The organism is Actinomadura sp. 7K534, from assembly GCF_004348575.1.
GTDB classification, from domain to species: Bacteria; Actinomycetota; Actinomycetes; order Streptosporangiales; family Streptosporangiaceae; genus Spirillospora; species Spirillospora livida.
On sequence record NZ_SMKB01000140.1, the window covers coordinates 1 to 19,033 of the forward strand.

The following is a 19,033-nucleotide window of genomic DNA, read 5'->3' on the forward strand; positions in this document are numbered from 1 at the left end:
GGGTACGGGGCCGGCCCGGTGCCGGGCGGGCCCGCAAGGGGAGCGCCGCCGGGCGGCGGCGCGGACAGCCGGGCGGCGACCGGGCGTTCGGGCGGCGGCTCGTCCAGCAGCAGCTTCATCTGGCTCTTGCGGCGCCCGTAGACCATGTACAGCAGCAGGCCGGCGACCATCCAGACGCCGAAGTAGGCCCATGTCTGGACCTTCAGGTTCACCATCAGCCAGCCGACCGCGAGGATCGTCGCCACGGCGGTGAGCGACGCCGCCGGCACGCGGAACGGGCGGTGCAGGTCGGGCTGGGAGCGCCGCAGCGCCAGCACGGAGGCGGGCACGAACAGGAACGCGAAAAGCGTCCCCATGACCACGAGCTGCTCGAGCGTGAGCACGTCGAACGTCTGCGACATCACCACGGCCGCGCCGCCCGCCAGCATCGTGGCCCGGGACGGCACCTTGTAGCGGCTCATGGACGCCAGCGGCCGCGGCAGCAGCCCGTCGCGCGACATCGAGAAGATCACCCGGGTCAGGCTGATCAGCACCACCAGGATGACGGTCGTCAGCGCGAGCACGACGCCCACGTCGACGAGCTTGCCCATCGCGCCCGCGCCGACCGAGTCGAACGCGGCGGCGATCAGCAGCTTGTCCGGGTTCAGCGCGGCGAAGCCGTTCGTCCCGACCATGCCGACCAGCGCGAACGCCACGGTCGCGTACAGCACGACGGCGGCGAGCAGGGCCGTGATGATGCCGCGCGGCACCTTGCGGGGCGCGTCCTCGGTCTCCTCGGACGCGGTCGCGATGAGGTCGAACCCGATGTAGGCGAACGCGATGGCGGGCGCCGCCGCGAAGATCCCCCAGACGCCGAACACGTGCGGGGTCCCGCCGCCGATCGCGCCGAGCAAGGCGTCCAGGACCGTCTGGTCGCCCTCGGGCGCAGGGCGGGCCGGCGGCACGAACGGGGTGAGGTTGCCGGGGGAGAAGAACTTCAGCCCGGTGGCGATGACGAGCCCGATGACGATGACCTTGGCCATCACCATGTACCAGAGGGTCTTCAGGCTCAGCCGGCTGCCGGTGGCGAGCATCAGCACGACCAGCACCAGGATGAGCAGGGCGAACAGGTCGGGCCCCTTCTGCTGCCCGATGAGGTCGCCGAGCCACCCCGGGACCGGGACGCTGAAGTCGTTCAGCGCCTGCGTCGCGTACAGCGACCAGACCCGCGCCAGCACCGACGCCGCCAGCAGCAGCTCCATGATCAGGGCCCAGCCGACGACCCACGCCCACACCTCGCCGAACGCGACGTAGGAGAAGGAGTAGGAGCTGCCCGCCACCGGGATGATCGACGACAGCTCGGCGAACGCGAGCGCGACCAGCAGGCACACGCCCCCGGCGACGAGGAACGAGATGAGCACGCCGGGGCCCGCGGTCGCGGCGGCCTGCTCCCCGGCGATCTTGAAGATGCCGGAGCCGATCATGACGCCGAGGCCGAGCACGACGAGGTCGCGGGTCCGGTAGACGACGCGCAGCCGGTGCCGGCCGCCGTAGAGCCGTCCTGTCGCGCGTTCCACCGGCAGCCGCCGGAACATGTTGTTGCGCATGCGCATATCCCAGGTCATAGGTCCCCCCCTAGGCCGGGGGCCCTGGGGGCGCTGAACCCGCGCCGCTGATCGCGAGATGGTGGTTTGCCGAAGTCCCTAAGAATTCACCAGGTACGACCATAATCGCAACGTTTTGTGGGGGATTGCTGGGGTCGATCTGTTGTAAGACACTGCCAAACCGGCTGGTAGCGGCCGCCTGGCGACGTCCCGCAGCCTCCCACTCACCCGCCGCACACCGAATCAGTTTCAATGGATCGCTCCCGCCCGAATAGCCCCGTCCGCAAAGGGAGAAAGCGCTTTACGATCTTTGTTCCCTGGCGCCGGACGAAGATCGATGACAACGTGGAACCGCCGCGTTCGTCTGGAGGTCCGGTGTTCCGCTCCCACTCGTCGTCGAAGCCGCCGCGCTCGAAGCCGCCGTGTCCGAAGCCACGGCGATCGAGGAGCCGGGCGCCCTCGGGCGCCGCGCGCTGGGCCGCCGCCCTCGCCGCGCTCACCACCGCCGCGTCGCTGACCGTCCCGGTGGCGGGCGCCGCCGCGGAGCACCGCCCGCGGCCGCCGGCCAAGCAGCCGGTCGCGACCGGCCACGGCGGCGCGGTGTCCACGGTCGACCCGTACGCGACCCGCACCGCGCTGGACGTGCTCAGGCGCGGCGGCAACGCGATGGACGCGGCCGTCGCCGCCGGCGCCACCCTCGGCGTCACCGAGCCGTACGTGGCGGCGATCGGCGGCGGGGGCTACATCACCTACTACGACGCCCGCACGGGCCGCGTCCACGCCCTCGACGGCCGCGAGATCGCGCCGAAGCGGATGGGGGAGGACGCCTTCCTCGACCCGGCCACCGGCCGGCCGCTCCCGTTCGACCAGGCCGTCACGAGCGGGCTCGGCGTCGGCGTGCCCGGCACGCTCGCGCAGTGGGACCTCGCCCTGCGCCGCTTCGGCAGCCGCGACCTCGGCCGCCTGCTCCGCCCGGCCGTCACCGTCGCCGAGCGGGGCTTCGTCGTGGACCAGGAGTTCCACGACCAGACGGCGCTGAACGCGGACCGCTTCCGCGACATCGTCCCGACCCGCGAGCTGTTCCTGCCGGGCGGGCGCGTCCCCGCGGTCGGCTCGGTCTTCCGCAACCCGGACCTGGCCCGCACCTACCGCGAGCTGGCCAGGCGCGGCACCGGCTGGTTCTACGAGGGGCGGCTGGGCGAGGAGATCGTGCGGACGGTCGCCGACCCGCCGGTCGCCCCGGACGCGACCCGCAACGTCCGCCCCGGCCTGATGGGCACCCGCGACCTGGACGCCTACCGCGCCCTGCTGCGCAAGCCCACCCACGTCACCTACCGGGGCCTGGACGTGTACGGCATGCCGCCCTCGTCGTCGGGCGGCACCACGGTCGGCGAGGCGCTCAACATCATGGGCGGCTTCCGCCTCGGCAAGGACGACCCCGCGAAGGCCCTGCACTACTACCTGGAGGCGTCCAAGCTCGCCTACGCCGACCGCGGCCGGTACCTGGGCGACGCCGACAAGGTCGACGTGCCGGTGGACGAGCTGCTGTCGCGCGGGTACGCCCGCGAGCGCGCCTGCCTGATCGACCCCGACCGCGCCGCCGAGGCGCCCGTCGCCGCCGGGTCGCCCGACGGCGACTACCGCCCGTGCGTCCCGGCGGGCACCGCGACGCGGCCGCTCGGTGCCGAGGGCCCGCAGACCACCCACCTCGTCGTCGCGGACAAGTGGGGCAACGTCGCGTCCTACACGCTGTCCATCGAGCAGTTCGGCGGCAGCGGCATCACGGTCCCCGGGCGCGGGTTCCTGCTCAACAACCAGCTGACCGACTTCTCCTTCAGCCCGCCCGCCCCCGGTGCGGCGCCCGACCCGAACCTGCCGGGACCGCACAAGCGGCCGCGCAGCAGCATGTCCCCGACGCTGGTGCTCGAGGACGGCCGCCCCCGGCTGGCCCTCGGCACCCCCGGCGGATCGACGATCATCACGACCGTCCTGCAGATCCTGCTGAACCGCGTCGACCTCGGCATGGACCTGCCCGCCGCGCTGAACGCCCCGCGCGCGACGCAGCGCAACACCCCGCAGGTCTTCGCCGAGCAGGCGTTCATCGACCGGTACGGCGCGGACCTCGCGGCGCGCGGGCACCGGCTGGCGGTCTTCCCCGGCCCGCCCGCGGGCGTGATCGGCGCCGCGACGGCGCTGGAGATCCTGCGGCCGGGGCTCGTCCAGGCGGTGGCGGAGCCGACGCGGCGGGGCGGCGGCAGCGCGATGGTCGTCCGGCCGGCCGGGCGGTAGGAGTGTCCGGCGAGAGGGAAGGAGTCGTGCCATGGCCCACTCATACGTGCAGGTGACGACCACGACCGACGCCCGCGCCGAGGCGGCCGAGCTGGCCAGGTCCGCGGTCGCCGAGCGGCTCGCGGCCTGCGCCCAGCTCGTCGGCCCGATCGCCAGCACCTACTGGTGGGAGGGCGAGATCGAGTCGGCGGAGGAGTGGATGGTGCTGTTCAAGACCTCCGCCGACAAGTTCGAGGAGCTGGCGACGCTGATCACCGAGGTGCACTCCTACGACACCCCGGAGATCATCGCCACGCCGGTGGTGGCGGGCAGCATGGACTACCTGGCCTGGATCACCGAGCAGACCGAGCCCGGCGAGAGGGACGAGGCCATCGGGGACGAGGGCGACTGACCGGAACGCCTCCCGGGACGGCGGCCGGGGGGTCTGGCGACCGCCATGACCAGCACCGATGCGTCCCTTGCGGGGGCCTCGGTCGTGTGATGTCCGTCAAGTCGGGGTAAGTTTCCGTTACCCCGGCCGGGTGTGCATTCCCGGCCGCGGCGACGGAAGGCGGTTGACGTGCACGACGAGTTGGGCTCCCCTCTCCACCGGCAGGAGCGCACGGACCACGGGCTGTTCGGACCGGGCTCGGTGACCTGGCGGGTCATGGGCGAGCCCGTCCTGATCGTCGGCGGGATCAGGGCGCTGCTGCTGCAGGGCCTGCACCCGCGGTCGATGTGGGGCACCGCGCAGAACTCCGAGCTCATGGACCCGTCCGCCGCCTGGGCGCGGCTCGGCCGGACGGTCGAGTTCGTCCGCGTGCGCACCTACGGGACGGAGGCGGAGGTCGAGCGGGTGGGCCGCCGGGTCCGCAAGCTGCACTCCAAGCTGACCGGCCTCGACATGCGCACCGGCGAGACGTTCCCGGTCGACGATCCGGAGAACCTGCTCTGGGTCCACCTGGGCGAGGTCGACTCGTACCTGGACGTGGCGCGCCGCGCCGGGGTGCCGCTGACCGCCGCGGACGCCGACGCCTTCGTGGACGAGCAGCGCCGCGCGGCCGCCGTCGTCGGCCTCGACCCCGCGGACGTGCCCGCGTCCGTCGCCGAGATGGAGGAGTACTACGCGGAGATGCGGCGGCGGATCTGGGCGTGCCGGGAGGCCCGCGAGGGGCTGCGCCGCATGTTCAACCCGGCCGTGCCGCGGCACCTGCTGCCGCTGAAGCTCGCCGCGCCCGCGCTCGGGACGCTGGTCGTCGCGACGCTGCCGCGCTGGGCCCGCCGCATGTACGGGCTGCCGGGGCTCCCCACGTCCGACCTGGCGGCGACGCTGACGCTCAAGGGCCTGTACCGGACGTCGCACGTCGTCCCCGAGCGGTTCCGCTACTCCCCGGACGCCAAGCGGGCCAGGGAGCTCACGCGCCTGCACGAGGCGGAGCTGGCCACCTGGTCCATCGCCTCCTGAACGCGGGCCGACCCAGCGGTGCGGTCAGCCGCGGCGCATCAGCCGGCCCACGGCCGCCATCAGCTCGGTGGACATCACGTCCGCCTTGCCCTCCTCGGCGCCCTCGGCCACGCAGTGCCGCACGTGCCCGTCGAGCAGGCCGAGCGCGACCTTGTCGAGCGCGGCCTGGACGGCGCTGATCTGCGTGAGGATGTCGATGCAGTAGCGGTCCTCCTCGACCATCCGGTCGATGCCGCGCACCTGCCCCTCGATGCGGGCCAGCCGGGTCTGCAGCTGGTCCTTGGTGGCGGTGTACCCGCGGGTGGGGGTCTCGCTGGTCGCCATCTCCGTCCTCACAATCCTTCCGAGGGCGCACGCCCGGGTACCCCTGGGGGACATCCCCCAATTCGGTACCTTACGTGCTCGCGGCGCCCCGGCGGTCACTCCGAGAGCGAGGTGAGCGGGGGCGGGCGAGCGGCCGCGCCCCGGTGAGGCGGCCGTGCGTCAGGGCTTGCGCGCGATACCCCCGTACATGAGGCGCTGGCCGACGGAGAGCTCGTCCGGGACGGCCCCGTCGGGCCGCCACAGCGGCAGCGGGACGAGGCCGGGTTCGAGGAGTTCCAGGCCGTCGAAGTAGCGGGTGATCTCTTCTGGCGTGCGGAACCGTCCCGTGCCGAGCAGCCCCTGGTACTGCACCTCGGCGTCGACGGCCTCCTGGCTGGACGCGCAGAAGGCCGTGACGAAGAGGTGGCTGCCGGACGGCACGGCGTCCATCAGCGTCTCGACGATCCGCTGCGGGCCCTCGTCGTCGTGCAGGTGGTGCAGGATGCCGACCAGCATCACGCCCACCGGCTGGTCGAAGTCGATGAGCCGGCGCACTTCCTCGTGGGCGAGGATCCTCTCCGGTTCGCGGACGTCGGCGGTGACGACGGTGGTGCTCGCGTTCTCGGCGAGCAGTGCCCGCCCGTGCGCGAGGACGATCGGGTCGTTGTCGACGTACACGACCCGCGTCCCGGGCGCCGTGGCCTGCGCGACCTGGTGGGTGTTCTGCACGGTCGGGAGGCCGGAGCCGAGGTCGAGGAACTGGCGCAGGCCCGCCTCGCCGGCCAGGTAGCGCACGCCGCGGCCGAGGATCTCGCGGTTGTAGGTGGCGACGTCGTAGATCTCCGGGATGATCTTGACGATCTCGGCCACGAAGGCGCGGTCGACCTCGAAGTTGTCCTTGCCGCGCAGCACCACGTCATAGGTCCGAGCGATGCTCGGCTTGGTGACGTCGATCCCTAGCGCAGCCCAGTCGTACTGCCCTTCGGCCATGCTGTTTTCCGCCTCTTGCCGCTCTTGAGTTCTCGGAGGGCGCCCCACCGCCCTCCGCAGATCGTAAACGCCTGACCTCTTTCCCGTCACGAAAGTGGCGAATGTTCGTTGGAGCGATCCGAATCAGGAGCGGGCGGGGTGCAGCCACTCGTCGGCGATCGCGACCGTCAGCTGCTCCAGCAGCGGGCCCGCCCGCCGGACGCGGCGCTCGGGGTCGGGTTCGATGTCGGCCAGCGCGTAGGCGGCCTGGATGCGCGCCTTGCGGAGCTGCTCGCCGGTGAGGCCGCGCCGGCCGGTGACCGCGACGACGGGCGCGCCCGCGCGGGCGGCGGCGCGGGCGACGCCGATCGGCGCGGTGCCGCGCAGCGAGCGGGTGTCGAGCGAGCCCTCGCCGGTCACGACGAGGCGCGCGCCCCGCGCCTTCTCCGCGAAGCCCAGCAGGCCGAGCATGAGCGAGGCGCCCGGCTCGATCGTCGCGCCGAGGAAGGCGAGCGCGGCGAACCCGACGCCGCCCGCGGTCCCGGCGCCGGGCAGGTCGCGGGCCGCCGTGCGGGACGCCGCCTCGGCCAGGTCGGCCCAGCGGCGGAGCCCGGCGTCCAGCAGCCGGACCTCGTCGCGGGTCGCGCCGCGCCGCGGCCCGTCCACCGCGGCGGCGCCGGTGCGGCCGAGCAGCGGCCCCGCGGAGTCCGCCGCGAGCACCACCTCGATGCCGGACATGTCGGGCAGGCCGCGCAGGTCGAGGGCGTGCAGGGACCGCAGCGCGGCCCCGCCGGGCGGCAGGTCCTTGCCGAGCGCGTCGAGCAGCCGCCCGCCGAGCCCCTGCACCAGTCCGGCGCCGCCGTCGGTGCAGGCGCCGCCGCCGAGGCCGAGCACGATCCGGCGGGCGCCGAGCCGCACCGCGTGCGCGAGGAGCTGGCCCGTGCCGAGGCTGGACGCGTGCAGCGGCCGCGGCTTGCCGCCGGGCAGCCGCCGCACGCCGGACGCCTCGGCGAGCTCCACCACGGCGGTGCGGCCGTTCATCGCGAGCCGCGCGGTGACCGGGCGCCCGGTCGGCCCGCACACCTCGGCCTCGACCCGCCGCCACCCGGCCGCGACCGCGGCCTCGACGGTGCCCTCGCCGCCGTCGGCCACCGGCAGCTCCACCAGCGGGACGCCGGGCCGGACGCGCCGCAGCCCGGCCGCGAGGTGCCGGGCCGCCTGCGCCGCGGTCAGCGCCCCCGGGAACCGGTCAGGCGCCAGCAGGACGTGACCCGGCGGCGACGGGTGGGGGGGAGAGTCCGCGGACACGGCCACGCCTTTCACGCCGGAGGTAAGGCTCTACCTTCTGCTTACGCCATGACGGCACTATTTGACACCCGCGAGCATGCCCGAAGGTTTCAAATGAGGCGACAGGCGGGCGTGACACGGCCCGAGGTCGACGCGCTGTGGCAGCTAGCGCACGCCCAGCCACTGCTCGATGGGATCGATCAGGAAGAAGATCATGAACAGCGCGACCACCGGCCACAGCCAGATCGACACCTCGCGGACCTTGCCCCGCGCCAGCTTGATCAGCGCGTAGCTCACCATGCCGGCGCCGATCCCGATCGTGATCGAGAACGTGAACGGCATCAGCACGATGGTCAGGAACGCCGGGATGGTGAGCTCCATGTCGTCCCAGTTGACCTTGGCGACCTGCGTCATCATCAGCGCGCCGACGACGACCAGGGCGGGCGCGGCGGCCTGCGCGGGCACCGTCGCCGCGAGCGGGGTGAGGAACAGCGTCACCGTGAACAGCGCGCCGGTGGCGATGTTGGCCAGGCCCGTCCGGGCGCCCTCGCCGACGCCGGCCGCCGACTCGACGAACACCGTGTTGGCGGACGAGCTGGTCACGCCGCCGAACGCGGCCGAGACGCCGTCCACCGACAGGATCCGCCCGAGCTTCGGCACCTGGCCCTTCTCGTCCAGCAGCCCCGCCTCGTCGCTGACCCCGAGGATCGTGCCCATCGCGTCGAAGAACCCGGAGAGCACCAGCGTGAACAGCACGACCAGCGCCGTGATGACGCCGGCCCGGGCGAACCCGCCGAACAGGTCGAACTGCCCGAACAATCCGAAGTCCGGCATGGCGAACAGCCGGTCCGGCATGTTCGGGGTGACCACGCCCCAGCCGCCCTCGCGGACCTCCGCGTTCTCCTGGATGAGCACGGCGCCGACCGTCCCGGCGATGATGCTGATCAGGATCGCGCCCGGCACCCGGCGCACGTACAGCACGATCATCAGCAGCAGGGTCAGCCCGAACACCAGCGTCGGCCAGGTCTCCAGCTGGCCCCCGGTCCCGAGCGAGAGCGGCGGGCTGGTGTCGCTGGAGGTGACGAAGCCCGAGTCGTAGAAGCCGACCAGCGCGATGAACGCGCCGATGCCGACCGCGATCGCGTGCTTGAGCGCCAGCGGGATCGAGTTCATGATCCGCTCGCGGATCCCGGTGAGCGCGAGCACCACGATGACCGCGCCCTCGATCACCACCAGGCCCATCGCCTGCGGCCAGGTCATCACCGGCGCCGCCTGGAACGCCACGACCGCGTTGATGCCGAGGCCCGCCGCCAGCGCGAGCGGCGCGTTCCCGACCAGGCCCATGATCACCGTCGCGATCGCGGCCGACAGCGCGGTCATCGTGGTCAGCTGCGGGATCGACAGCTGCGCGCCGGTGACGTCCTGCGCCCCGCCGAGGATGATCGGGTTCAGCAGGATGATGTAGGCCATCGCGAAGAACGTGGTGACGCCACCGCGCAGCTCGCGCGGCACGGTCGTCCCGCGCGCGGTGATCTCGAACAGCCGCTCCAGCGGCCCGCGGCCGCCCGCCGGCGGCGAAGCGTCGGTCTTTGCGGCGTTGGTATCGGACATGACGGGCGCTCCGCTTTCAGCAGCATGGTCTCGGAAACGGCGTGCACAGGGTAGCCGTCCGGGGTGGCGCCCTCCGCACCGGCTCCCGCTGGGCGGGCGGTCCCCGGACGCGATTCCCGGAAGTGATTCCGGCCTTCCGCAGCGTGACGGCGGCGACGAGTCCGCTATAGCCTGCCCGGGTGCGAATGCGAGACTCGGCCAGGATGGACGGCCTCGACTCCTATGCGCGGCTGCTGGCGTCCGTCCCGGAGGGCACCCGCTCGTCCTTCCGCGCCCGGATGCTCGGCCCGCTGGAGGAGTACGACAGCAACCGGCAGGCCGAGCTCGTGCACACGCTGGAGGTCTTCCTGGCGTGCTCGGGTTCCTGGAGCCGCACCGCGACGCGGCTGCACGTCCACGTGAACACGCTTCGGTACCGAATCCGGCGAATCGAGGACCTGACCGGCCGGGACCTCGGCACACTTGAGGACCGGGTCGACTTCTTCCTCGCCCTGCGCGCGACGCAGCCGGCGAGCACCCGTTAGCGGGACACCCTTTAGCTGGCGACACTCTGTAGGCGGTGGTCACACGATGGATCGGGAGACACTGGGGCAGCGCATCCGCGCCCTGCGGATCCGGCAGGGCGTGAGCCAGGCGCAGCTCGCCTTCCCCGAGCTGTCCGACAGCTACATCTCGCTGATCGAGAGCGACAAGCGGGTGCCCGCGCCGAGCGTGGTCGAGCTGCTCGCGGCGAAGCTGAACTGCTCCGCGACGTACCTCGTCAGCGGTGTCAGCGAGGACGTCGTGGACGAGCTGCGCGTCACCCTCGACTACGCCGAGATCGCGCTGAGCAACGGCGCGGCGGCCGAGGCGCGGGCCCGGTTCGCCGAGGTGCTCGCCAGCGCCGACGCGGTGGCGCTGCCGGACATGCTGCACCAGGCCCGGTGGGGCCACGCCCTCGCGCTGGAGGCCGCCGGGGAGCTGGAGGAGGCGATCGCCGGGCTGCGGGAACTGACCGGGCAGGCGTCCGCCGAGAGCGACCTCGACCACTGGGCGAAGCTGCACGTCGCGCTCAGCCGCTGCCTGCGCGAGCGCGGCGACATCAGCGCGGGCGTGCACGCCGCCGAGAACGCGCTGCGGCACCTCATCGCGGCCGGCGCCGACTCCACCGACGCCGCCGTGCACCTCGGCGCGGCGCTGCTCACCGCGTTCATCGAGCGGGGCGACCTCGTCCGGGCCAGCCAGCTCGCCGCCCAGCTCGTCGAGCGGGCCGAGCGGATCGGCAGCCCCCGCGCCCGCATGGTCGCCTACTGGGAGGCCGCGTACGTCGCGGAGATCCGCGGCGAGTACGAGGACGGCGTCGCCCTCGCCGAGCGCGCGCTGATGCTCGCCGGCGACGGCGAGGACCCGCGCAACCTCGGCCGGCTCCGCGTCCGCTACGCCGCGCTGCTGCTGCGCGCCCGGCCCGACCAGGCCGCCCGCGCCCGCGAGCTGCTCGTCCGGGTCCGCGGCGAGATCAACGCCAGCGCGTCCGGGGAGATCGACGTCGCCTGGTGCCTGACCGAGCTGGCCCGCGCCGAGACGGCGCTCGGCCGGGCCGCCGAGGGGGCGCGGCTCGCCGAGGAGGCCCTGGAACTGCTCGGGGACGCGCCGCGCCGCGCCACCGCCGGGGCGCTGACCGTGCTCGGCGAGGCGTCGGTGCGGCTCGGCCGCCGCGACCGGGCCGTCGAGGTGCTGACCCGCGCCGCCACCTGCCTGGAGGACATGGAGTCCTCCCGCGAGGCCGCGCAGGCCTGGTTCGACCTCGCCGAGGTCCTGGCCGAGACGGGCACCGCCGACGAGCCACGGATGGCGGCGTACCGCCGCGCCCTCACGTGCGTGGGGGTCTGAGGCGGGGCGCCGTGGAAGCGACCTGAAACCTGGGATGTCCCACTCCCGGGGGCTCAGTAGGGTAGGGGAACCCCTTCGTCTCACTAGAGAACCCGGCCATCCATGAGAATCCTCAAGCTCCGCCGTCCCGCGCGCGGCCTCGGTATCGCCGTGCTCGCCGCCGCCCTGCTCACCGTCGTCATGGCGCCCCCCGCGCTGGCGCACCCCCAGCTGATGGAGAGCACGCCCGCCAAGGGCGCCTCGGCGGAATCGGTGACCGAGGTGGCACTGGTCTTCAACGAGAAGATCAACGTCGCCAAGGTCGTCGTCACGGACGCGACGGGCAAGGCGTTCCAGGCGGGTGAGGCCGAGCGCTCGGGGACGACGGTCACCCAGAAGCTCACGGGCGCGCTGCCCGCCGGCACCTACACGATCGCCTACCGGGTCGTCGGCCAGGACGGGCACCCCCTCGAGAACGACGACCTGACGTTCACCGCGGCCGGGGGCGCCGCGCCCGCGCCGAGCGCGGGCGGCGTCGGCGCCGCGGAGCAGACGGGCCCCGCCGCCACCGCCGACGAGCAGCCGCTCAAGATCGACCAGGAGCAGGCCGCGGCGGACGAGGAGTCCGGTTCCGGCGCGGTGCTGTGGGTGCTGATCATCGTCGGCCTGCTGCTCGGCGTCGGCATCGGCCTCGGGATCGTGTACCGCGCCAAGCGCAAGCACCAGGCGGCCACCGGAAGTGAATAAGGGCACCCTGGGCGTCTGGCGGACCGGCGCGGTCGCGTTGGCCGCGGCCGCCGCCGCCCTGGTGGCCGGCCTGGTCCTCGGCGGCTCGGTCACCGAGAAGGTCATCCCCGGCCTCGGGGACCCGGGCGCCCTCACCCGGTGGGGGCTGCCCGCCTCGCGGGCGGCGATGAACCTGCTGTCCGCCCTCACCGTCGGAACCCTGCTGGCCGCCGCCGCGCTGCTGCCCGTCGAGGGCGGGCGCGGGGCGGCCCGGCTGTCCGCGGACGCGGTCCGCTACGTCGGCGCCGCGTCCTGGCTCGCCGCCGGCTGGGCCGCCGCCGCGGCGGCCACCCTGGTCCTCACCGTCGCCGACGTCCTCGGCCAGCCGGTCCAGGAGGTCGTCACCGGCAGCGAGCTGAGCAGCTACGTCGGCTCGCTGCCGCAGGGCACCGCCCTCATGCTGGTGGTGCTGCTCGCCGTGGTGGTGGCGCTGATGGCCCGCACCACCACCACGCCCGCCGCCGCCTTCGGGCTGCTGGCGGCGGCCGGGATCGCGCTGCTCCCGGCGCCCCTCACCGGGCACTCCGCCTCGGCCGCCAACCACGCCGTCGCGACGACCGGCGTGGCGCTGCACGTCGCCGCCGTCGCGCCCTGGGTCGGCGGGCTCGTCGTCCTCGCCGTCCACGCGATGCTCCGCCGCGACAAGCTCCCGGTCATGGCGGAGCGGTTCAGCCGCATGGCGCTGTGGTGCTTCATCGTCGTCGGCGCCAGCGGCATGGTGAACGTGATCGCCCGGCTGCCCGACCCGGTGGAGCTGGTCGAGACGAACTACGGCCGGCTGGCCCTCGGGAAGATCATCGCGTTCGGCGCGCTCGGCTGGTTCGGCTGGTGGCACCGGAACCGGACGCTGCCCGCCCTCGCCGACCGCAAGCCCATGGCGTTCACCCGGTTCGCCGCCGTGGAGACGGTCGTCATGGCCGCCACGATGGGCCTGGCCGTCGCCTTGGCGCGCACCGCGCCGCCCCCGCCGGACGCCCCGGCGTCCGCGGTCAAGACGCTGCTCGGCTACGACATGCCGCCGGAGGTCACCCCGGTCCGCCTGGCGACACTGTGGCAGTTCGACCTGTTCTTCGCCGTCCTGGTCCTCGTGCTCGGCGGCCTCTACCTCGCCGCCGTCGTCCGGCTGCGCCGCCGCGGCGACGCCTGGCCGCTGGGACGCACCGCCGCCTGGTTCGTCGGCCTGCTGTCCATCGTGATCGTCACCCAGACCGGCGTCGCGAAGTACGCGCCGATCCTGTTCAGCGTGCACATGGCGCAGCACATGGTGCTGAACATGCTGACGCCGATCTTCCTGGTCGTCGGCGCGCCGGTGACCTTGGCGCTGCGCGCCCTCAAGCCCGCCCGGATCCGCGGCGACCGCGGCCCGCGCGAGTGGCTGACCGCGATCCTGCACAGCCGCTACGCCACGGTCATCGCGCATCCCGCGGTGGCGACGATCATCTTCGTGGTCAGCATCTTCGCGCTGTACTTCACGCCGCTGTTCGAGGCGGCGATGCGCAACCACCTCGGCCACATCGCGATGATGGTGCACTTCCTCGCGGCCGGGTCGCTGTTCTTCTGGGTGCTGCTCGGCGTCGACCCGGCGCCGAAGAAGCTGCCCTATCCCGGGCGCCTGCTCCTGCTGTTCGTGACGATGCCGTTCCACGCGTTCTTCGGCATCGCGCTGATGAACATGAGCCAGGCGCTCGCCCGCGGCTGGTACGCCGCCGTCGACCCGCCGTGGGGCACCACGGTCCTGCACGACCAGCACACCGGCGGCGCGATCGCGTGGGCCTTCGGCGAGATCCCGACGTTCATCGTCCTGCTGTTCCTGGGCTTCCAGTGGTACACCGACGACCAGCGGCAGGCGCGGCGCCAGGACCGCAAGGCCGACCGCGCCGCGCAGCCCGGGGGCCGTCCCGAGGACGACGAGCTGGCCGCCTACAACGCCCGCCTCGCCAAGCTCGCCGAGCGCGACCGGGCCGCCGAGCAGGGGACCGCGGGGCAGAAGACCGCGGGGCAGAAGACCGCGGAGCAGAGGACCACGGAACAGAAGACCACGGGGCAGGGCGAGCGCACCTGACCGCGTCTCCCTCTCGCGGGGGAGTGGGCGGACGGTCCCGGTCTGCCACGATCGGGGGGTGATGCGTTTCGCGCGGCCGCTGATCGAGCGGAGGACCTGGCAGCGCTGGGCCCACCTCGTCGTGGGCGGCGCGCTGCTGATGCCGTTCTGGTTCTTCGCGCTGAGCCTCGCCACGCTGCTGCCGACCGAGAACGTCGCCGTCGTCCTCGTGCTGACGCTGCTCGTCGTGCCGACGGCGGCGACGTTCGTGACCGGGCTCGTGCCGACCGTCCGGCTGCTGGAGGGATCTCTCGCCAGGGAACTGCTCAAGGGCCCGGCGGCGGACCTCACCCCCGGGTCGGCGCGGTCGTGGGAGAGCCGGGTGCGGGCCGCGTCGTGGTTCACCCTGCACCTGTCCGCCGGGGTGGTGGTCAGCGGGCTGAGCCTGACGGTCCCGCCGCTGGCGGTCGTGATGATCCTCGCGCCGGCGGTGAGCTGGGACACCCGGTTCCTGGCGAGCTGGGGGTGGCAGCCCGCCTGGCCGCAGTGGCCCGTGCCGCTGATCGGCCTCGCGTCGGTGGCGGCGCTGCTCGCGCTGATCGTGGGCACCGGCGCGCTGCTGGCGCGGCTGGCGCCGCGGTTCCTCGGTCCCTCGGCCGCCGAGCGGCTCGCCGAGATGGAGTCCAGGGCCGTCAAGCTGGCCGAGCGCAACCGGCTGGCGAGGGAGCTGCACGACTCGGTGGGCCACGCGCTCAGCGTGGTGACGCTGCAGGCCGGGGCGGCCGGCCGGGTCCTCGACAGCGACCCGGCGTTCGCGCGGGAGGCGCTCGGCGCGATCGAGGAGTCGGCCCGCGCGGCGCTGGAGGACCTCGACCACGTGCTCGGGCTGCTGCGCGAGGATCCGTCCCGTCCGGCGCCGCAGGCCACCCTGGGGGATCTCGGGCGGCTGCTGGAGCAGACCAGGATCGCCGGCGTGGAGCTCGACGCGGAGATCGACCCGGAGGTGCGGCGCGTCCCGGCGGCGGTGTCCCGCGAGGCGTACCGGATCGTCCAGGAGGGGCTGACGAACGCGCTGCGGCACGCGGGGAAGGTACCGGTGCGGCTCCGGCTCGGGGTCGTGGACGAACGGCTGGAGATCGCGATGAGCAATCCCCTCGGCGATCCGCACGGGGCGGGGGCCGGCCACGGCGGCGGGCGCGGCCTCGGCGGCGTGCGCGAGCGCGTCACCGTGCTGCGCGGCGCGATGAGCGCCGGGCCGGACGGGAACGAGTGGCGCTTCCGCGTCTCGCTGCCGCTAAGGTCCGGAACATGACGATCAAGGTTCTGCTGGTCGACGACGAGCGGCTGATCCGGGCGGGCCTCGCGGCCATCATCGACGCCGAGGAGGACCTGGCCGTGGTCGGCGAGGCGTCCGACGGCGCGGAGGTGCCGGGGCAGGTGAACCGGCTGCGGCCCGACGTCGTGCTGATGGACGTGCGGATGCCGCGCCTCGACGGCATCCAGGCGACCCGCCACCTGCTGGAGTCCATGGCGGAGCCGCCGCGGATCATCGTCGTCACCACGTTCGAGAACGACGAGTACGTGTACGACGCGCTGAAGGCGGGCGCGAACGGCTTCCTGCTGAAGCGGACGAGGCCGGAGGAGATCCTGCAGGCGATCCGGATGGTCGCGCACGGCGACACCCTGCTGTTCCCCGCCGCGATCCGGGAGCTGGCGGCCCGGCACGGCGCGTCCGGCGGCGGGGCGGGCGGCGCGGACTGGCACGACCGGCTCACCGAGCGGGAGGGGGACGTGCTGCGCCTGATGGCCAAGGGCCGCTCGAACGCCGAGATCGCCGGGGAGCTGTTCGTCAGCCCGCAGACGGTGAAGACCCACGTCGGGAACATCCTGGCGAAGCTCCAGGCCCGCGACCGAACCCAGGCGGTGATCCTGGCGTACGAGACGTCGTTCATCACCCCGGGCTGACCCTGGGCCGCCCCTTACGCATTGTTTACCAACGAGTAGCTACAAAGTAGGCATAAGCGAACTCGGCCGACGATCGGGGGATCATGGACGCCACGACGCTGTCCGAACTGCGCAAGCCGCGGGCCTATCCGGCCGTGTCGGTGCTGATGCCGACGCACCGGGCGCTCCCGGAGAGCCGGCAGGACCCGATCCGGCTGCGCAACCTGCTCGCGGAGGTGCGCCGCCGGCTGCGCGACGACACCCGGGTGCGGCCCGAAGCCGCCGACCAGGTGATGCGCGGGCTGGAGCGCGCCGCGGGCGAGATCGACATGCGCCACGCGTCCGATGGGCTGGTGCTGTTCGCCGCGCCCGACGGCGAGCACCACGCGTTCACGATCGGCCAGCCGGTCGACGAGCGGGTCGTCGTCGACACCGGCTTCGCCACCCGCGACCTCGTCGCCGACTACACCCGCACCCCGCGCTACTGGCTGCTGTCCCTCTCGGACCAGCGGAACCGGATGTGGGACGGCCACGACGGCCACCTGGCCGAGCACACCGGGGACGGCTTCCCCATCGCCCCGGAACCGATCGACGAGGCCGGCTCCGGGCGGGCCTCGCGGCGCCCCGCGCGCGGCGGCGACGGGGGCGGCGACGGCGAGCGCCACCGCCAGACCGTCCGGGACGTCGCGAGCGCGGTCGACCGCGTCCTCGCCCGGGACCGCCGCCCCCTCATCGTCGCGGGCGTCACCCGCCGCCAGGCGCTGTTCGACGAGATGGCGGGTCCGAACACCACGGTCGCGGGACGCGTCGACGGCAGCTTCGAGGGCGCCTCGCCCAGCACCCTCGCCGAGGCGGCCCGCCCGGCCCTGGCCGCCTACGAGGACCTCCGCGAGGTGGGCGTGCTGTCCGAGCTGGAGGCCGCGCGCAGCATCCAGCGGTACGCGGGCGGGCTCTGCGAGGTCACGAAGCTGGTCGAGGAGGGCCGCGGCGAGCACCTGGTGGTGGAGCGCGGCTACTACGCGCCCGCGGTGCGCACGCGCGGCGAACTCGTCCCGATGGACGGCATGCCCGGCGTCCTGAAGGGCGCGGACGTCGTCGACGACGCCGTGGACGACGTCATCGAGACGGTGCTGGAGTACGGCGGCGAGGTCACCTTCGTCTCCGACGGCTTCCTCGTCGACCACGGCCGCATAGCCCTGGTGACCCGCTACTGAGCACGGCCCGACACCGGGACGCCGCCCCGCAGGCCGGGGCGTGCCAGCTCACCCAGCCGGTCGGCCCGGTGCGGCCCGCGTGCGGCCGCCACCCCGCGGGGTGCGCCGGCCAGGAGGACGCCGGCGCCGCCCCGTCCGGGACGGGTACCACGACCGTGCAGACCCCGGGCGCGGGCGGGCGGCCGTCCCGGATGTCGATCCGGCGGATGCGCGTCCACCAGACGGGGTGCATGTGCGCGGTCCTGACCGTCCAGGGGAGCGAGACGTCCGCGGCGACCCCGCCCGCCGCCGGTCCGGGGAAGGGAGGTGCCGGGCGGACGCGTTCCGGGGACGGCCCCATGGCGAACGCCAGCGCCGCGAGGTTGGTCCCGGCCAGCGCGACGGCCATGGCCATCGGGCCCCGGCGGCCCAGGCGGGACAGCGTGAGGAGCCCGCAGAGGAGGACGCCCGCGGCGAACGTGGCCTCGGGCAGGTGCAACGCGGTGCGGTCGCCGGTGAGGAACGCGGTCTCGGGGAAGTCGAACGCGATGAACGCGTGGGTGCGGAGCCTCTCGCCCGCGTAGCCGGTGACCCAGAGCCCGGCCCCGGCCGGCACGATGAGGGCCGCCGCCGTCAGCCGTGCCGCCGCGCGTGCCCGGGAACGCACGAGCGCCGCCGCCCCGACCAGCGCGTAGCCGAGGGCGAGGCACGCCAGGTAACGGCCGTAGGCGAAGTTCCCCACCCGGTGCTCGTCGGGCAGGGCGGCCGACGAGGCGTAGGCGATGCCGCAGGTCACGGTGAGGAGGACGGCCGCCATCGTCCTGTCCGCGGCGGGGGTGCGCCGGCCCAGCACCGCCGCCGCCGCGACGACGAGGCCGATCCCCGCCAGGCCCCAGGTGGAGACGACGAGGTACCAGATCTGCCCGGCGGCTCCCGCGAGCGCCCACTCCTGCCCGGGGGCCGTCGTGAGCCGTACTCCGAGGTTCGCCGCGAGGTCCCGCGAGCCGTCCGGGTACAGCCCGCCCTGGACGTGCGCGTTCAGCGCCGCCCCCGCGAAGTAGCCGCCGATGGCCACGGCGCCACCGGCCACGACTGCGGGGAGCCGCCGGCGGGGCATCGCCGCCAGGGCGAGGACGTGCACCGCGAGCAGGACCGTCCCGCGCGTGTGGACCGCCGCCGCGTACGACGCGATGAAGCTCGCCGAGGCCGCGTCCAGCCCCCGGCCGTTCCGGACGAACCGGTCGAGGACCAGCAGCCAGGCCAGCACCACCGCCGGCAGGACGGCGTCCGCGAGCGCGAACGCGCCGAAGAACGTCGTGGCCGGCAGCAGCGCCGCGGCGAACGCCAGCGGCAGTGCCGCGCGGGAGCCGAGCCCGAGCCGCCGCGCCGCCGCGTACCCGAGCGGGAACAGCGCCGCGCCCGCCACCGCGTTGAGCACCAGGACGGCCGTGTAAACCGTCACCGGGTCGGCCGAGAACCAGTGGACCGGGGCCAGCAGGAGCGGATACCCGCCCTGGTAGAAGGTGTTCCCGGACAGGTCGGCGCCGGGCCCGCCCGCGAGCCACCGGGCCGCCATGAGGTAGCCGGTCTCGTCCGGGTCCGCGACCGGCGCCGTCCGCGCCCTGGCGAGCCACAGCCGGACGGCGACCTGGGCCGCCGCACCGGCCACGAGCGCCCATGACGGCGCCCGCGGCAGGCCGCGCCGCCGGGCGGGGCGCGGGGGAGCGGGCGGGAC

15 protein-coding genes and 1 pseudogene are annotated in these 19,033 nt (G+C 74.0%); 10 read left to right on the top strand and 6 right to left on the bottom strand.

Features of this window, described 5'->3' with window-relative positions; genetic code table 11:
* The coding region (locus tag E1266_RS24265; protein WP_243718804.1) for an amino acid permease at window positions 1-1,604 on the bottom strand (1,604 nt) is incomplete at its 3' end.
* A 354-nt stretch (window positions 1,605-1,958) separates the two neighbouring features.
* Between E1266_RS24265 and ggt the strand changes: the two genes are divergently transcribed.
* The 3 genes from ggt to E1266_RS24280 all read left to right on the top strand — a co-directional run bounded on the left by ggt (window position 1,959) and on the right by E1266_RS24280 (window position 5,316).
* Window positions 1,959-3,872: a gamma-glutamyltransferase gene (ggt, locus tag E1266_RS24270; protein ID WP_347876743.1), complete on the top strand. Its 1,914-nt coding sequence runs from the start codon at window positions 1,959-1,961 to the stop codon at window positions 3,870-3,872.
* Between the two features lie 31 nt (window positions 3,873-3,903).
* The gene (cutA, locus tag E1266_RS24275; RefSeq protein ID WP_132050681.1) at window positions 3,904-4,263 is read left to right on the top strand and encodes a divalent-cation tolerance protein CutA; all 360 of its coding nucleotides are present in this window, start codon (window positions 3,904-3,906) and stop codon (window positions 4,261-4,263) included.
* 168 nt (window positions 4,264-4,431) lie between these two features.
* Window positions 4,432-5,316, top strand: a complete 885-nt coding sequence (locus E1266_RS24280; RefSeq protein WP_243718806.1) for an oxygenase MpaB family protein — start codon at window positions 4,432-4,434, stop codon at window positions 5,314-5,316.
* A gap of 24 nt (window positions 5,317-5,340) precedes the next feature.
* Here E1266_RS24280 and E1266_RS24285 read toward each other — a convergent pair whose 3' ends face one another.
* The 4 genes from E1266_RS24285 to E1266_RS24300 all read right to left on the bottom strand — a co-directional run bounded on the left by E1266_RS24285 (window position 5,341) and on the right by E1266_RS24300 (window position 9,486).
* The gene (locus E1266_RS24285) at window positions 5,341-5,640 is read right to left on the bottom strand and encodes a metal-sensitive transcriptional regulator (protein WP_132050683.1); all 300 of its coding nucleotides are present in this window, start codon (window positions 5,638-5,640) and stop codon (window positions 5,341-5,343) included.
* Window positions 5,641-5,799: 159 nt separating this feature from the next.
* On the bottom strand, window positions 5,800-6,609 hold the full coding sequence (locus E1266_RS24290) for an SAM-dependent methyltransferase (RefSeq protein ID WP_132050685.1): 810 nt from the start codon (window positions 6,607-6,609) through the stop codon (window positions 5,800-5,802).
* 123 nt (window positions 6,610-6,732) lie between these two features.
* The gene (locus tag E1266_RS24295) at window positions 6,733-7,896 is read right to left on the bottom strand and encodes a glycerate kinase (RefSeq protein ID WP_243718808.1); all 1,164 of its coding nucleotides are present in this window, start codon (window positions 7,894-7,896) and stop codon (window positions 6,733-6,735) included.
* A gap of 144 nt (window positions 7,897-8,040) precedes the next feature.
* Window positions 8,041-9,486, bottom strand: coding sequence for an NCS2 family permease (locus E1266_RS24300; RefSeq protein WP_132050687.1), 1,446 nt, complete (start codon window positions 9,484-9,486; stop codon window positions 8,041-8,043).
* Window positions 9,487-9,698: 212 nt separating this feature from the next.
* Between E1266_RS24300 and E1266_RS24305 the strand changes: the two are divergent.
* The 7 genes and pseudogenes from E1266_RS24305 to E1266_RS24335 form a co-directional block, all read left to right on the top strand.
* A pseudogene (locus E1266_RS24305) lies at window positions 9,699-10,010 on the top strand (helix-turn-helix domain-containing protein); the annotation flags it as partial.
* Window positions 10,011-10,056: 46 nt separating this feature from the next.
* Entirely contained in the window at window positions 10,057-11,355 is a 1,299-nt protein-coding gene (locus E1266_RS24310) for a helix-turn-helix domain-containing protein (RefSeq protein ID WP_132050689.1), read from the top strand.
* 102 nt (window positions 11,356-11,457) lie between these two features.
* Window positions 11,458-12,081: a copper resistance protein CopC gene (locus tag E1266_RS24315; RefSeq protein ID WP_132050690.1), complete on the top strand. Its 624-nt coding sequence runs from the start codon at window positions 11,458-11,460 to the stop codon at window positions 12,079-12,081.
* Window positions 12,074-14,182, top strand: coding sequence for a bifunctional copper resistance protein CopD/cytochrome c oxidase assembly protein (locus E1266_RS24320; protein WP_132050691.1), 2,109 nt, complete (start codon window positions 12,074-12,076; stop codon window positions 14,180-14,182). The genes E1266_RS24315 and E1266_RS24320 overlap by 8 nt, the downstream gene beginning before the upstream one ends.
* A 61-nt stretch (window positions 14,183-14,243) precedes the next feature.
* Window positions 14,244-15,473, top strand: a complete 1,230-nt coding sequence (locus E1266_RS24325) for a histidine kinase (RefSeq protein ID WP_132050698.1) — start codon at window positions 14,244-14,246, stop codon at window positions 15,471-15,473.
* Window positions 15,470-16,126 (top strand): response regulator transcription factor, encoded by a 657-nt coding sequence (locus tag E1266_RS24330; RefSeq protein WP_132050692.1) that lies wholly within the window; start codon window positions 15,470-15,472, stop codon window positions 16,124-16,126. Before E1266_RS24325 ends, E1266_RS24330 begins: the two co-directional genes overlap by 4 nt.
* Window positions 16,127-16,209: 83 nt before the next feature.
* On the top strand, window positions 16,210-17,319 hold the full coding sequence (locus E1266_RS24335; protein ID WP_132050693.1) for a hypothetical protein: 1,110 nt from the start codon (window positions 16,210-16,212) through the stop codon (window positions 17,317-17,319).
* Here the strand turns inward: E1266_RS24335 and E1266_RS38160 are convergent.
* The coding region (locus tag E1266_RS38160) for a hypothetical protein (RefSeq protein WP_165966191.1) at window positions 17,255-19,033 on the bottom strand (1,779 nt) is incomplete at its 5' end. The two genes, E1266_RS24335 and E1266_RS38160, sit on opposite strands and share 65 nt — an antisense overlap.